This is a genomic window from Flavobacterium fluviatile, assembly GCF_010645065.1.
Taxonomy (GTDB): Bacteria; Bacteroidota; Bacteroidia; order Flavobacteriales; family Flavobacteriaceae; genus Flavobacterium; species Flavobacterium fluviatile.
The window spans coordinates 36,583-50,956 of the sequence record NZ_JAADZW010000023.1; the positions used below are offsets into that span (position 1 = coordinate 36,583).

Below are 14,374 nucleotides of genomic sequence, written 5' to 3' on the forward strand. Positions count from 1 at the left end.
TCTTTTTATATAGGTTTCAAAATAATTAACGGAAGTCTTTTACTACATTGAGTGTGTGACCGAATCTCCATGAGTCAATTTATTACAAGCTTATTTTTAACTTTATACTTTTGTAATGTAATTGCGTTTGTCTAAAATATCTCAAAATCTAAATACTGACAGACTTTGCTTCTTTATTACAGAAACTACTTCTGACGTTTCTTCAAAACTTCAATCACATCGTTTAGCTGATATCCTTTTGCCTGCAATAAAATCAGGTAATGAAAAAGCAAATCGGCACTTTCGCTCAGAAATAAGTCATCATTATTGTCTTTCGCTTCAATGACTACTTCTACCGCTTCTTCACCTACTTTTTGAGCAATTTTGTTAATTCCTTTTTCGAATAACGATGCTACATAACTTTTCTCAGAATCAGCATTCTCCCTGCGGGTTTTGATTGTATTTTCTAACTGGGAAATAAAACCATAATTATCACTATTAGGTTCCTGCCAGCAGGTATCTGCACCGGTATGACATGTTGGTCCAACAGGTTTTGCCTGAATTAAAAGCGTGTCACCATCGCAGTCATTTTTAATGCTTACCAGATTCAAAAAGTTACCACTCTCTTCCCCCTTTGTCCAAAGTCTTTGTTTGGATCTGCTGAAAAATGTCACTTTTTGAGTCTCTATTGTCTTTTGAAGCGATTCTTCATTCATATATCCCAGCATCAGGACGTTTTTAGTTTCCGAATCCTGAATAATGGCCGGAATTAATCCGTGTGCGCTTTTGATATCTATTTCCATAATTAGTTTAAAGTTGTAAAGCCTAAAGTCTTAAAGTTAAAACTACATTGGACTTCTATATTGTTATTTTTATTATTTAAATCTTTCCTCCTGACTCTATTCTAAAGTCTAACTTCAATATCGTTTTTCCTAAGTTCCTGTTTCAAAGCTTTAATCTCGATTTCCTTAAAGTGAAAAACACTCGCTGCCAAAGCCGCATCTGCTTTTCCTTCTTTAAATGAATCCACGAAATGCTGAATATTTCCTGCGCCTCCAGAAGCAATAATCGGAATATTGATTAATGTTGACAATTTTGCCAAAGCTTCATTTGCAAAACCATTTTTAGTTCCGTCATTATCCATTGAAGTGAATAAAATTTCTCCCGCTCCGCGTTCAGCTACTTCAACTGCCCAATCAAACAAATTCAATTCGGTTGGTACTTTTCCGCCCACCAAATGTACGATCCATTGTCCGTCAATTTGTTTGGCATCAATAGCTACCACAACGCACTGGCTTCCAAATTTCTGAGCCAGATCATTAATCAATTGTGGATTTTTTACTGCCGATGAATTGATCGAAACTTTATCAGCTCCGTTATTCAACAGGATTTCAACGTCTTCAACAGATGAAATTCCGCCGCCAACGGTAAATGGAATGTTGATTTTCTCCGCAACACTTCGCACCATATTTACAAGTGTTTTTCTACGTTCTTCAGTAGCCGAAATATCCAGGAAAACCAGTTCATCCGCACCTTCTGCTGAGTAAATTTCAGCTAGTTCAACCGGATCACCCGCATCACGCAGGTCAACAAAGTTAACTCCTTTTACGGTTCTTCCGTTTTTTATATCTAAGCAGGGTATAATTCTTTTTGCAAGCATTCTTTTAGTTATTTCACAGAGATTCGCAAAACCTTCACAGAGATTCACAAAGATTATTTAGTGAATCTCTGTCTTTTTCTTTGTGCAACTTTGCGAAATAATCTATTTATTTAAAATATAATTCTCTAATTGCTTTAATGTAATCCTTCCCTCGTAAATCGCCTTACCGATAATTGTTCCTTCACACCCTAATTCAGCTAATTTTGGCAATTCATCAAAAGTTGAAATTCCTCCTGAAGCGATTAGTTTTACTCCTTTAGCTTCAGCTAACTTCTCGACTCCGCTCGAAGTGACAGTACATAGATTAATGATTTTTTTATACAAATCAAAACTTGGTCCTTCGAGCATTCCGTCTTTGACAATATCGGTACAAATCACATACTGAATTCCTTTGGTTTGATACTGCTGAATAAACGGAATCAATTCTTCATCTGAATCTTCCAGCCAGCCTGAAACCGCAATTTTTTCGTCTTTTGCATCAGCTCCTAAAATGATTTTATCCGAACCATATTCTAAAATCCATTTTTCGAAAATTGCTCTGTTTTTTACAGCAATACTTCCGCCGGTAATTTGGTTGGCTCCGCTTTCAAATGCAATTCTCAAATCATCATCCGATTTTAATCCTCCGCCAAAATCAATTTTTAAACCGGTTTGTGTTGCAATTTGTTCCAAAATTTTATAATTGACAATTTTGCTCGATTTCGCACCGTCAAGATCCACTAAATGCAGGTATTCGATTCCGTGTGCTTCAAATGATTTCGCTACTTCAAGCGGATTTTCATTGTAAATTATCTTGGTATCATAATCACCTTTGGACAAACGAACGCATTTTCCGTCAATGATATCTATGGCTGGTATTATTCTCATCTTCTATTTTAGATTTATGATTTTAGAATTTAGATTTTCTAAAATTGATATTTTGATTGAATTTGATTTTGAAATTGAAAATATTTACATTTTCAGGAAATTCCCTAAAATCTTCTCTCCCACATCCCCGCTTTTTTCCGGGTGAAATTGTGTTCCGTAAAAATTATCCTTTTGCAAAGCCGATGCATATTCTACTTCATAATTTGTTACAGCAATGGCTTCAGCGCATTTTGGAGCATAAAAACTGTGTACCAGATACATGAATTCTTTTTCAGAAACCCCTTTAAACAAATCGGTTTTTAAATCATAAATCTGATTCCAGCCCATTTGCGGTACTTTTACCTTATTTGAAAATTTGATTACATCCACATCAAAAATCCCTAAGCCTTCAGTGTTTCCTTCTTCAGTTTTATTGCACATCAACTGCATTCCGAGACAGATTCCAAAAACAGGCTGTTTCAAATTCGGAATCAAAGTATCCAAACCGCTTGCTTTCAGTTTTTTCATGGCATAACTTGCTTCTCCCACACCCGGAAAAATCACTTTATCTGCCGCCTGAATTTCTTCCGGATTATTACTCAGAACAGCTTTAAAACCCAGTCTTTCAATAGCAAACATAATGCTCTGAATATTTCCTGCCCCGTAATTTATAATTACTATTTTCATTTAATTTCGTTTGAAAGTTTCAGGTTTCAGGTTTCAGGTTTCAGGTTTCAGGTTTCAGGTTAACAACGAACTTGAAACTTTAAACTTGAAACAATTTTTATTTTTTTACAAATCAGTATAATGAGCGATCATTTTATTTACCAATCCGTTTTCATCAAAAAACATAACTTCGACTGCCATTTTATTCATAACCGACTTATAGTAAAGCGCCACCGAATCAATACCTGATGTAACTTCTATCAGTTCAAAATGCAAATCCGGAATTTTGGTTAAAGCTTTCTGCCAATATGCCCTTACCTGTTCTTTCCCCTGCAGCGAGCCGCTTTCGATTCCGGCAGCCAATTTTAACATTGGCGTTGTAATTTCAATTTCTTCCGAATAATGCTTCATGATATCGTCTAAATCATGAGAATTCCAGGAATCAATCCATTCTTTGGCAAACTTTTTCGCGTCCATTTCTTTTTGTTTGAATTTGTTTCAGATTTCACGTTTCAAGTTACACAACAGAACGTGAAACCTGAAACTTTAAACAATTTTTAAACCTTCTACAACATTCCTTTAGTACTTGGCAAAATCATTTTCTCAGTATCTCTTTTTACGGCCACTTTTATTGCTTTCGCGAAAGCTTTAAAAATCGCTTCAATTTTATGATGCTCATTATCGCCTTCCGCTTTGATGTTGATGTTTGCTTTTGCACCGTCAGAGAACGATTTAAAGAAGTGGAAAAACATCTCTGTTGGCATTTTGCCTACCATTTCACGTTTGAATTCGGTTTCCCAAATCAGCCAGTTTCTTCCGCCAAAATCAATAGCAACCTGAGCTAAACAATCGTCCATTGGCAAACAGAAACCGTAACGCTCGATACCTAATTTATTTCCTAACGCTTTTGCAAAAACTTCTCCAAGCGCAATCGCTGTATCTTCAATCGTATGATGTTCATCAACTTCCAAATCGCCTTTTACCAAAATTTCCAAATCCATTTGACCGTGACGTGAAATCTGATCTAACATATGATCAAAAAAAGCAATTCCGGTATCGATTTTACTTTTTCCTGTTCCGTCTAAATTTAAATTGATAAAAATATCCGTTTCATGCGTTTTACGGGTAATCGAAGCTGAACGGGCTTCTAATTTCAAAAACTTATAAATCGTTTTCCAGTCCGTTGTCTGCAGGATAATCGTTTCATCTAATTCTTCACGCTTTGATGAAATTTCGGTACTACCTGCTCCATCAGTCAAATTCATGAAAATCGCTTTTGCTCCTAAGTTTTTCGCCAGTTCAACATCTGTCAAACGATCTCCCAGTACAAACGAATTTGCCAGATCGTAATTCGGATTGTCAATATATTTTGTCAGCATTCCGGTTCTTGGCTTGCGCGTTGGTGCATTATCTTCCGGAAATGATCTGTCTATAAAAATGTCATCAAACAAAACGCCTTCGTTTTCAAAAGCTCTCAGGATAAAATTCTGTGTTGGCCAAAACGTATCTTCCGGAAAACTATCCGTTCCCAGTCCGTCCTGATTGGTAACCATTGCCAGTTCGTAATCCAGTTCATTGGCGATTTTAGCCAGATACTGAAATACTTTTGGGTAAAATTCCAGTTTGTCCAGACTATCCAGTTGTAAATTTTCAGGTTCTAAAACAATCGTTCCGTCACGATCGATAAAAAGTACTTTTTTCATATTTTTAATTCTATTTTGGGCGTGTCCCTCCGGGTCGGGCTTTCGGCTATATCTTTTGTTCCGTTTCTCTTCACAAAAGGATACCGCCTCTATCCCTCACGCAAAACGGTTTCCGGAAATTTATAATTTCTAAAAAAATCTATTACAAAGACTTCAATTCCTTAATTAATACAGCATTTTCCTCAGGAATACCAATCGTAAAACGAAGACAGTTTTCGCATAAAGGCTGCGTTGTTCTGTTTCTGATAACAATTCCCTTTTCAATCAACTGATCATATCTTTTATTGGCATCGTCCACTTTTACCAGCACAAAATTAGCTTCGGTAGGATATACTTCTTCAACAAAGGCAACATCTGACAAAACTTTAAGCAGTTCTTCTCGTTGTTCGATGATAGAAGCAATTTCCTGTTTTATTTTATCGCCATCCTTCAAACGCTCAATCGCTCTTTGCTGCGTCAGTTCGTTTACATTATAGGGAGGTTTGATTTTGTTTAAAATTGAAATCACAGCTTCAGAAGCATAACAAACTCCCAAACGAATTCCGGCCAGACCATACGCTTTTGAAAGTGTCTGAGTGATTACCAGATTTGGATACTCATCCATTTCAACCAGCCAGCTTTCCTTCTCCGAAAAGTCAATATAGGCTTCATCAATTACTACTAAACCATCAAAGTTTTGAAGCAATTTCACTACACTTTCATCCGAAAATGAATTTCCGGTTGGATTGTTTGGCGAGCATAAAAAGATAATTTTGGTATTATTATCAACCGCTTCTAAGATTTTCTCAACCTGTGGCTGAAAATCTGTCGAAAGCAAAACTTCCCTGTTTTCTACGGCATTAATATTCGCCAGAACACTGTACATTCCGTAAGTGGGCGGTAATGAAATAATATTATCTTTTTTCGGTTCACAAAAAGCCCTGAAAAGCAAATCCAGAACCTCATCACTTCCGTTTCCTAATAAAATCCGGTTTTGTTTTACGTTATTATTTTTGGCTAAAATTGCCTTAACCGAATTCTGCTGGGGATCCGGATAACGGTTCACTCCGTTTTGAAACGGATTTTCATTCGCATCCAGAAAAATCATTTCGGCAGTATCAAAATCTTCAAATTCATCACGTGCAGACGAATATGGTTTTAAAGATTTTACGTTTTCACGTGTTATTGTATTTATATCGAAGGTTCTCATTGTTTTAATTTTTATCCTGCAAGGTTTAGAAAACCTTATAGGTATATTTTCTATAGATTCAGAAATAATGATTCAAACCTACGAGGTTTTCGAAACCTCGCAGGACTGCAGACGTAAAGTCACAGCATTTTTATGCGCCTGTAACCCTTCTGCTTCAGCCATACATTCAATAGCCGGTCCGATATTCCGGATTCCTTTTTCTGAAATTTTCTGAAACGTCATTGATTTCATAAAACTGTCCAGATTTACGCCACTGTAATTTTTGGCATAACCATTTGTCGGCAATGTATGATTGGTTCCCGAAGCATAATCGCCGGCACTTTCCGGCGTGTAATTCCCTATAAAAACAGAACCCGCATTTACGATTCCGTTACAGTAAAAATCATCGTATTCTGAACAGATAATAAAGTGTTCCGGACCGTATTCATTGATTAGTTCCAAAGCAATTTTATCATTTTCAACAAAAATCAATTTAGAATTGGCAATGGCTTTTTTAGCAATTTCTTTTCTTGGAAGTGCTTCAAGTTGTATTTGAATTTCCTCTTCGACTGCTGCAATAAGTTTTTTGGAAGTCGAAACTAAAATTACCTGACTGTCTGCCCCGTGTTCAGCCTGAGATAATAAATCTGAAGCTACGAAAGCAGGAACAGCAGTGTCATCCGCCACCACCAATAACTCTGATGGACCCGCAGGCATATCAATCGCAACGCCAAATTGTGTTGCCAATTGCTTAGCCACGGTTACAAACTGGTTTCCGGGACCGAAAATCTTATACACTTTCGGAATTGATTCTGTTCCAAACGTCATTCCCGCAATAGCCTGAATTCCGCCTACTTTCAATATTTTTGTTACTCCGCATAAATTTGCGGCATATAAAATGGCAGGATTAATTTTTCCGTTCTTATCAGGAGGTGAACACAAAACAATTTCTTTAGAACCGGCAATTTCAGCAGGAACAGCCAGCATTAAAACTGTTGAAAACAAAGGGGCTGTTCCGCCCGGGATATACAAGCCAATTTTTTGAATAGGTCTTTTTTCCTGCCAGCAGTTTACGCCTTCAATCGTTTCAATTGAAATTCTTTCTGTTTTTTGTGCCTTATGAAACTTATAAATATTGTTTTTAGCCAGCTGAATCGCTTCTTTCAATTCGGCTGAAACTAAATTAATCGCTTCCTGAATTTCTTCTGAAGTAACTTCATAATTGTCTAAAGCAATTCCGTCAAAGATAGAAGTGTATTTCGCAACTGCTTCATCTCCTTTTTTTTGAACTTCTTTAAATATTTCTTTAACCGTAACTTCGATATCATCGATTGTTTTCGTAGGTCTTTTTAATATTTCTGACCATGTATCCGGTTTTGGGTTATTTATTTTATTCATTGTTGATGTTTTTTAACCGCAAAGAGCGCAAAGTTCTTTTTATATTCTTTGTCTTGAAAATTGCAAGGTTCGCAAAGTTTGGAATTTGGACTCGAGCGATAGCGAACATGCGAAGCAATTTAAAAATTTGTAAATTCTTTTTAAAGTACCATTTTCTCAATTGGACAAACCAAAATACCTTCGGCTCCGGCTTCTTTCAACTGATCGATTACATCCCAAAAAGTATCTTTGTCAATTACTGAGTGCACGCTGCTCCACCCTTCTTCGGCCAATGGCAGAACGGTAAGACTTCTTAAAACCGGTAAAATCCTGCCAATTTCATCAATCTTGTCGTTTGGCACATTCATCAAAATATATTTTGAATTTCGGGCTCTTAATACCGACTGGATTCTGAATTTTAAAGTATCAATATGTTTTTGGATTTCAGGGGAAACTTTTGGTGAAACTGCTAAAACGGCTTCACTTTTCAAAATCACTTCTACTTCTTTCAAATTGTTTTTAAACAAAGTACTTCCGCTGGAAACAATATCAACAATTGCATCGGCAAGGCCAATATTTGGTGCAATTTCTACTGATCCCGAAATCTGGTGAATATCTACTGTCAATCCGAATGAACCAAAATATTCGTTAACCGTATTTGGATACGAAGTTGCAATTCTCAAACCTGCCAAATCCTGAACCGAATTGTACTCAAAAGTTTTAGGAACGGCTACAGAAACTTTACATTTTGAAAAACCTAACTTCTGAACCACTTCAATTCCTTTTCCTTTTTCAACCAAAAGATTATCTCCAACAATTGCCAAATCTACCACTCCGTCAATTAAATACTGGGGGATATCCGAATTTCTTAAGTATAAAACTTCAAGAGGAAAGTTTGAAGCTTCGGCTTTTAACTGATCGATGCCGTTGTTAATTGAAATACCGCAGTCTTTTAAAATCTGAATGCTGTCTTCGTTTAAACGACCTGATTTCTGAATTGCAATTTTTAAAGTACTCATTTTTCTTTTTTTGTTTAATTAATAGTTTGAGTACAAAGAATAGGGAATAAAAAACCCGTTTGATGTACTCAAACGGGTTTTAAAATATGATGATTTACATCCATACATTAACACATCGCCTGAGAGCAATTATGAAAATGATGATGATGTAATTGGTTTGTAAACATTGTTGTTTTATTCTTTGATTCGGTTGCAAATATACAGGTTAATTTCATAAAAAAACAATTTTTATTTTAACTTAACAACAGTTTATTGTTAAAAAAAGATTTCATGATCTTTCAATACATCTTTTAATTAAAAAAGGGCTTCGACTCCGTTCAGCCTGACATTTATTTCTTTTCTTCATTAAATTCTAAAATAACTGTAGTACCTATATTAATTTCACTTTCTATCTGAAATTTAATATCGAGCAGTTCTGTAAAACGTTTAACAATAGACAATCCCAGACCAGTTCCTTTGATTTCCGGGTGAACTGTCGAATCTGACCTGAAAAAAGGATTAAAAACAGCTTCTAAATCTTTTTTGGCAATTCCGATTCCGTTGTCTGAAATTTTACAACGTATTTTATTTTGGTTTTTAGAAAGAGAAACAGTCACCTCACCGCCTTCATTTGTATATTTGACAGCATTGGAAATGATATTTCTTAAAATAGTTGCAACAAGATAATTATCTGAATTGATGTAAAAGTCTTCACTTGCATCAAATTTCATATTGATGTTCCTGCTGTTTATTTTTGCTGAATTTAAAGTTATAATATCCAGAATCACAGCATTCAGATAAACAGATTCATGCAAAATATTTTGCCTTTGGTTCTCAAACCTGGCAAGCATAAGAAGCTGATCAACCAACATATTTAAATGATCGACTTCATTGATGCAATAATTTATTTTTTTTTCGTATTCCTTATTATCACGGGGCTTTCTGATGAGTACTTCTAAAGTTCCTTTGATGACTGTTAAAGGTGTCCTAAGTTCATGAGAAGCATCTGATGTAAATTGTTTTTCGCGTTCCACCGCATCTTGAATACGATTTAATAAGCTGTTTATCGTTTCTGAAAGGGTATATAATTCGTCTCTTTGTTTAGGCAAAGGAATCCTTGTTTTTAGATTATCCCTTGTAATCATTCCTGAGATATTTGTAATTGCATTGATTGGCTTAATGCTTCGTCCGGCGAAAAAACGTGCGATTAAAAACAGGATCACTAAAATTACAGGAAATGCAATTAACAAGGTTTCGAAAAGATTGTGCAAAACATTTGCCGAATCGGTTAGCGGCATTGCAATTATCAGATAACCTATTTGCTTTGATTTTATATGAAGCGGAACCTGAATCTGCCTCACTTTGTCGCTTGATAATTTGGCATCAAACGTCTTAAAATACGCTACATCCTCTTGAAATATCAGGACTTCATTCTTTAGATTAGGTGATTTTTCGATTATTTTTTTATTCACATCCAAAAACTGGACAAATACCGGATTTACATCAACCGAATTGTGTTCACGCTCTTCCCATTCTTCAGCGTCCATTAAAATTACTACATTGTTCTCGACTTTGATTTCCTTTAAATGATCCTCGATTTCAATCATTAAATTTTGATCCAGACGTTTGTAAACCGTAAATTTTACTGTCGAATAAATAGCCGAAAAAACAACCAGAATCAACAAACCGGTTATGAGAATATAGTTTAAAGCAATTCTGTTTCTAAAGGAGAGCTGTATCATGTTTAATCGTTTGCAATATATCCAACTCCGCGGATTGTTTTAATGTAATTTTCTTCGATTTTTAAGTTCAGTTTTTTTCTGATGGCATTAATAAAAACATCGATTACGCCGGTATCATATTCAAAACTGATGCCCCAGACATCTTTTAAAATCTGGTTTCGGGTACACACCTTTCCTTTGTTCTCAATGAGATAACACAGCAATTCAAATTCTCTTTGCGTAAGTGCAATTTCTATATTGTTTTTTAAAACAGTATATTTCGACAAATCAATTTTAATAGCTCCCAATGACAGATTTCCTGAACCTTTCTGATTCCTGAAATGAACTTTGATGCGTTCTGCCAGTTCCTCAAAACTAAATGGCTTTTTGATATAATCATTAGCCCCTGCTTTCAAACCTTCAACAGTTTCTTTGACAGTATCTTTTGCGGTCAGGAAAATAATGGGAGTTGTCTCGTTTTTAATCCTGATAGCCCTGCAAAGATCTATTCCGCTTATTTTAGGCAGCATCCAATCCAGTAAAATCAGGTCAAACTGATGGCTCTGAGTCAGTTCAAAACCCTGTAATCCGTCATTGGCTGTGGTTACCTGATATCCTTCTTCCTGTAGTCCCTGCTGCAAAAACTGGACAATTCCTAATTCATCTTCTACTATTAAAATATGCATTGCTACTGTTGGTAATTAAGATTCTTTTTTTCAAAGATAAATGTTTTTCACTAATGATCTTATGAAAACCAAAGCACTAACCCTGATGGGAGCGGCATCCTTTTTCCTGCTTCTTTAGCAGGGAAAAGATACAGCGGACAGCAGGAAATTGCTCTTTAAAAAATATCTGTTCACATTGTAAAGCACTGTATTTTAAAACCTTAAATTTATGTATCTTTAGAGAAGAGCTATTTAAAACCTATCGAAAATGAAAGACTTTTTAAAAAAATACAGCAACAAAACAAAAGCAGCTTTTATTTTACTGATTGTAATGCTGATTATCGTACTGAGCAACTTTAATACGCTGCGAAATTCTAAAAATGCCAATGAAAACATTAATACAATTTATAATGACAGGCTGGTTGTGGCGTACTATATTTTTCAGTATGCGAATGAGCTTCATTACATAAAAACGGAATCGCAGAAAGAGAATCTGAATGATATCACGAAAAATAACGAGATCAAAAATGCCCTGAAAATAATTCATACGATTGATGATTTGTATTTTAAAACGGTGCTGACTCCGAAAGAAAAAATTCATTTTGACAGCTTTCTGGCTTCCTGTTCGGCAATTAATAATGAGGTGCAAAATAAAAACTGGAATGATATTGTGCATTTGTGCAATAAGGCATTGGATACACTAAATGAACTTTCTGAAATTCAGGTGAAAGAAGGAAAAGCCAAACTAGCCAGTGCCAATGCGATGCACAGCGGCAACAATACGCTCGGGCAGCTGGAGATTGCTTTACTGATTATTTTGGGCGGTATTGTTTTTTATTTATTGCTTATAAAAAAGCATAAAAGAAACATTAAAATTCCAGTATCACCGAGTCTTAATTAAAACAAAAAAACCTGTGAAGTACTAATATCACAGGTTTTTTGTTTTATTGAATGATGAAGATTTTTAATCGTTCTGATTCTGCATTCCGAAAAGATTTCCTTTTTTAAATAATTTCAAATCTTCTTTTAAGGCTTTGCTGTTGCGTTTTGTAAGATCTTTTGAATCCAAATCACTCAAATCCGGTTTCCCTGCATTTACCCAGGCAGTGTACCAAAAACTTGCAGTTGCTGTGATGGCTTTTTTCATCTGGCTTTCTACCATTCCGTTTAACTCTGTGTGCAATTTGGCAGCATACTCATCTGAGAATTTAGCCGAATTGTATTTATTTTTTACAATTTTACCTTCAGCATCGACAACAAAAACCTGATTTTCGGGAATTGAAGTTCTTAGCTTTTTATCCACTGCCAATAGTGGCTGCACCAAACTGTGAGTATCTTTGATCATGTCCCAGGTTGCTTTATGAACATCTTCATAATACTTTGCTTCCGGAACATTTAATTTATAATTTTTAACGAATAGCTCAGGCAATCTGCTTTCCCAAAGTGAATGGATTCCTTTTTGATCGCTCAATTGTCCGTCATGATTGGCAGAAGTATGCAAAGGCATGTGTGCATCTCCGATGTAATGACCTAAATCTGCAGCCAGAAATAAGATTTCGGCCCTGTTTTTTTCTTTGAAGGCTTTGGTTAATTTGATCATCATGTCTTCGATGTACCACGGTAAAATTCCGTTGTCGTTCAGAAATTTAGCATCATATTTTTTAGTTGCTTCTTCTAATGTTTCAGGCAGACTGTCAATTGGTGTTTTGAAATTTTCCAGATCGATATAATGCCTTGGGTTTTCATCTTTGTATTTTAAGGCATATTTACGAATATCCGGAACAGAAGCTTCCTGTGTAATAAAATCAATATGATTGTAAAAAAAGACTTGTAGCTGCTGAGGCAGTGCCATTACAGCTGCTTTATTGATTCGTTCGTGACCTACGATTCCCCATGAAAGGGTTAAAAATCCAATTATAACTGCAAAAAATGCAATCAATTTTGGTTTCAGTTTAAAGTTTTTCATTTGAAGTTTTATTTGAACTGCAAATTTATTTCATTTAAAGATAATTCAAAAGAATACCAATTAATATTGTGTTAATTTAATTTTTATGATTTTTTAAACCATATAAGTAATATAAGTTCATTTAAAAAGTTTCTTTGTAAATTCGTATCACTTTTACTAAAAATTAAATATGCGCCTGATTCAATCTATTCTTTTTTCGATGATTTATATATCTACTTGTATCGCACAAGATGACATTATACAATTAAAAAACGTTAGTGATACGATTTTAAATACTAAACGTACATTAAAAACAACTGAGCCTTTTGATCCTTTAAAAACAACTCAAAAATTATTTCCTGGAAAATTATATAAACTGGCAGACCATAATACTTTTTTGAGCTGGAAATGCAAAAACTGCAAAACCATAGCTTACACAGATGTAAACGGTGTTGAAGGAGACCAGTTATTTCCTTATTCAGAAGGTGTTGCAACACGTCTTGATACTACAATTAGTTATTCAGACTCAAAAGGAAATCAATTCAAAATGTTGGTTTTCAATCAGTCTGTTTACGATACTGATGGGGCTCAAACCGGCCGTTTTAGCGGAGGGCTTTTGGGATTAGCCAAGTTTTCAAAAACCGGAAATGTATGGGAAATGAAATCTTTTCAGCCTGCAATTGCTGCTTTTGGAGCGTTTTCCAGAATTCCTTCTTTGAAACTTTTAGAAATTGGAGAAGATCAGTATGCTTTTACACTAGTACATTCAAATGGTGGTGCGGGAGCTCCTTATTATGATTATTTGTACCTTATTGCAGGTTTCGATGGAAAATATCAGCCTTTACTGGAATTGGATAATTACGGCGTATCCAATACTGGCGGTGGCACAAACTGGTCTAGTGCTTACAAGGTTGTTACCGATAACAACAAAAAATATTTTAGGGATATTATTGTTACAACCACGGGACACTATAAAAAAACAAAACTTGGTGATGATGAATTTGAAGCTGAACTTCCGCCAGAAGTAGCTGAGATGAAAAAGACGAAGAAGCAATTTAGTTTTACAATTGAAAAGCGCCTTTCTTTTAAAGGAAAATGGTACAATATTGTTGGCAAGCCTGTTGTGAAATTCTCTAATGTTAAATAAGCTTTAGTAATTCTTTTTTTTTTAAAGTTTAATTTAAACACATAGATTATATAGTTTTTTTTTCTTTTCAAAAGAGTTCAAAATAGAAACATATTTCTCAACACATAGCTATTTTTTTTAAATAAGTAAAATGCTTTTTTTTATACGCTTACAAAAACTATTTTCTATGTGTTTAAAATAATTATTTCAAATAGAGAATTGACAGCAAACCTAAACCCGCTATAAATATCCAAAGCAAAATCCCCTGCAATAAAGGCCTTATTCCCACTGATTTTATAGCATTACTGTTTAAAGTTGCTCCAATTAGAAACAAAGTAATGGTTAAACCAATTTTAGCAACTCCCACAATATTTGGGGCAAAAATGGCTATTTGAGGTACGTAAGAATTTAAAAGCATTGCCAAAACAAACAATCCGATAAAGTATAATCGCAAAAATGAAATGTACACAAATTTAAAATGAAATGTACATTTTTACAGACAAATATAACAAAAGCCAAT

Annotated in this window: 15 protein-coding genes; 2 read left to right on the plus strand and 13 right to left on the minus strand. The window is 35.0% G+C overall.

The window, feature by feature from the left end; genetic code table 11:
- Positions 1 to 185: 185 nt before the first annotated feature.
- The 11 genes from hisIE to GXM17_RS18135 all read right to left on the minus strand — a co-directional run bounded on the left by hisIE (position 186) and on the right by GXM17_RS18135 (position 10,804).
- Entirely contained in the window at positions 186 to 782 is a 597-nt protein-coding gene (gene hisIE, locus GXM17_RS18085) for a bifunctional phosphoribosyl-AMP cyclohydrolase/phosphoribosyl-ATP diphosphatase HisIE (protein ID WP_163400905.1), read from the minus strand.
- 101 nt (positions 783 to 883) lie between these two features.
- A complete protein-coding gene (hisF, locus tag GXM17_RS18090) occupies positions 884 to 1,639 on the minus strand; it encodes an imidazole glycerol phosphate synthase subunit HisF (protein ID WP_163400907.1) in 756 nt (251 codons plus the stop codon).
- A gap of 102 nt (positions 1,640 to 1,741) precedes the next feature.
- A complete protein-coding gene (gene hisA, locus GXM17_RS18095; protein ID WP_163400909.1) occupies positions 1,742 to 2,506 on the minus strand; it encodes a 1-(5-phosphoribosyl)-5-[(5-phosphoribosylamino)methylideneamino]imidazole-4-carboxamide isomerase in 765 nt (254 codons plus the stop codon).
- An 84-nt stretch (positions 2,507 to 2,590) separates the two neighbouring features.
- Entirely contained in the window at positions 2,591 to 3,172 is a 582-nt protein-coding gene (gene hisH, locus GXM17_RS18100) for an imidazole glycerol phosphate synthase subunit HisH (protein WP_163400911.1), read from the minus strand.
- A 105-nt stretch (positions 3,173 to 3,277) separates the two neighbouring features.
- On the minus strand, positions 3,278 to 3,628 hold the full coding sequence (locus GXM17_RS18105; RefSeq protein WP_163400913.1) for a nuclear transport factor 2 family protein: 351 nt from the start codon (positions 3,626 to 3,628) through the stop codon (positions 3,278 to 3,280).
- 89 nt (positions 3,629 to 3,717) lie between these two features.
- On the minus strand, positions 3,718 to 4,854 hold the full coding sequence (gene hisB, locus GXM17_RS18110) for a bifunctional histidinol-phosphatase/imidazoleglycerol-phosphate dehydratase HisB (RefSeq protein ID WP_163400914.1): 1,137 nt from the start codon (positions 4,852 to 4,854) through the stop codon (positions 3,718 to 3,720).
- A 142-nt stretch (positions 4,855 to 4,996) separates the two neighbouring features.
- A complete protein-coding gene (gene hisC / locus GXM17_RS18115) occupies positions 4,997 to 6,043 on the minus strand; it encodes a histidinol-phosphate transaminase (RefSeq protein ID WP_163400916.1) in 1,047 nt (348 codons plus the stop codon).
- Positions 6,044 to 6,121: 78 nt separating this feature from the next.
- Positions 6,122 to 7,420 (minus strand): histidinol dehydrogenase, encoded by a 1,299-nt coding sequence (gene hisD, locus GXM17_RS18120; protein ID WP_163400918.1) that lies wholly within the window; start codon positions 7,418 to 7,420, stop codon positions 6,122 to 6,124.
- A 140-nt stretch (positions 7,421 to 7,560) separates the two neighbouring features.
- On the minus strand, positions 7,561 to 8,418 hold the full coding sequence (gene hisG, locus GXM17_RS18125; RefSeq protein ID WP_163394602.1) for an ATP phosphoribosyltransferase: 858 nt from the start codon (positions 8,416 to 8,418) through the stop codon (positions 7,561 to 7,563).
- Positions 8,419 to 8,747: 329 nt separating this feature from the next.
- Positions 8,748 to 10,139: a sensor histidine kinase gene (locus GXM17_RS18130; protein ID WP_163400920.1), complete on the minus strand. Its 1,392-nt coding sequence runs from the start codon at positions 10,137 to 10,139 to the stop codon at positions 8,748 to 8,750.
- Positions 10,140 to 10,141: 2 nt separating this feature from the next.
- On the minus strand, positions 10,142 to 10,804 hold the full coding sequence (locus GXM17_RS18135; RefSeq protein ID WP_163400922.1) for a response regulator transcription factor: 663 nt from the start codon (positions 10,802 to 10,804) through the stop codon (positions 10,142 to 10,144).
- Between the two features lie 247 nt (positions 10,805 to 11,051).
- Between GXM17_RS18135 and GXM17_RS18140 the strand changes: the two genes are divergently transcribed.
- Positions 11,052 to 11,684: an MCP four helix bundle domain-containing protein gene (locus GXM17_RS18140; protein WP_163400924.1), complete on the plus strand. Its 633-nt coding sequence runs from the start codon at positions 11,052 to 11,054 to the stop codon at positions 11,682 to 11,684.
- 63 nt (positions 11,685 to 11,747) lie between these two features.
- Here the strand turns inward: GXM17_RS18140 and GXM17_RS18145 are convergent, their stop codons facing one another.
- Positions 11,748 to 12,749 carry a zinc dependent phospholipase C family protein gene (locus GXM17_RS18145; RefSeq protein WP_163400925.1) on the minus strand — a complete coding sequence of 334 codons (1,002 nt, stop codon included), beginning with the start codon at positions 12,747 to 12,749 and terminating at the stop codon, positions 11,748 to 11,750.
- 199 nt (positions 12,750 to 12,948) lie between these two features.
- On the opposite strand from GXM17_RS18145, the gene GXM17_RS18150 reads away from it, so the two are divergent.
- Positions 12,949 to 13,875 carry a hypothetical protein gene (locus GXM17_RS18150; RefSeq protein ID WP_244307438.1) on the plus strand — a complete coding sequence of 309 codons (927 nt, stop codon included), beginning with the start codon at positions 12,949 to 12,951 and terminating at the stop codon, positions 13,873 to 13,875.
- A gap of 181 nt (positions 13,876 to 14,056) precedes the next feature.
- On the opposite strand, the gene GXM17_RS18155 is transcribed toward GXM17_RS18150, so the two are convergent.
- Positions 14,057 to 14,323 carry a YeiH family protein gene (locus tag GXM17_RS18155; RefSeq protein ID WP_244307439.1) on the minus strand — a complete coding sequence of 89 codons (267 nt, stop codon included), beginning with the start codon at positions 14,321 to 14,323 and terminating at the stop codon, positions 14,057 to 14,059.
- Positions 14,324 to 14,374 lie beyond the last annotated feature (51 nt).

Excerpts from the sequence above, each read along its gene's own strand:
- hisF (WP_163400907.1), bottom strand. The coding sequence starts at position 1,639 with ATGCTTGCAAAAAGAATTATACCCTGCTTAGATATAAAAAACGGAAGA.
- GXM17_RS18150 (WP_244307438.1), top strand. The coding sequence starts at position 12,949 with ATGATTTATATATCTACTTGTATCGCACAAGATGACATTATACAATTA.
- GXM17_RS18135 (WP_163400922.1), bottom strand. The coding sequence starts at position 10,804 with ATGCATATTTTAATAGTAGAAGATGAATTAGGAATTGTCCAGTTTTTG.
- GXM17_RS18145 (WP_163400925.1), bottom strand. The coding sequence starts at position 12,749 with ATGAAAAACTTTAAACTGAAACCAAAATTGATTGCATTTTTTGCAGTT.
- GXM17_RS18130 (WP_163400920.1), bottom strand. The coding sequence starts at position 10,139 with ATGATACAGCTCTCCTTTAGAAACAGAATTGCTTTAAACTATATTCTC.
- hisIE (WP_163400905.1), bottom strand. The coding sequence starts at position 782 with ATGGAAATAGATATCAAAAGCGCACACGGATTAATTCCGGCCATTATT.
- GXM17_RS18105 (WP_163400913.1), bottom strand. The coding sequence starts at position 3,628 with ATGGACGCGAAAAAGTTTGCCAAAGAATGGATTGATTCCTGGAATTCT.
- hisA (WP_163400909.1), bottom strand. The coding sequence starts at position 2,506 with ATGAGAATAATACCAGCCATAGATATCATTGACGGAAAATGCGTTCGT.
- hisC (WP_163400916.1), bottom strand. The coding sequence starts at position 6,043 with ATGAGAACCTTCGATATAAATACAATAACACGTGAAAACGTAAAATCT.
- hisD (WP_163400918.1), bottom strand. The coding sequence starts at position 7,420 with ATGAATAAAATAAATAACCCAAAACCGGATACATGGTCAGAAATATTA.
- hisB (WP_163400914.1), bottom strand. The coding sequence starts at position 4,854 with ATGAAAAAAGTACTTTTTATCGATCGTGACGGAACGATTGTTTTAGAA.
- GXM17_RS18140 (WP_163400924.1), top strand. The coding sequence starts at position 11,052 with ATGAAAGACTTTTTAAAAAAATACAGCAACAAAACAAAAGCAGCTTTT.
- hisH (WP_163400911.1), bottom strand. The coding sequence starts at position 3,172 with ATGAAAATAGTAATTATAAATTACGGGGCAGGAAATATTCAGAGCATT.
- hisG (WP_163394602.1), bottom strand. The coding sequence starts at position 8,418 with ATGAGTACTTTAAAAATTGCAATTCAGAAATCAGGTCGTTTAAACGAA.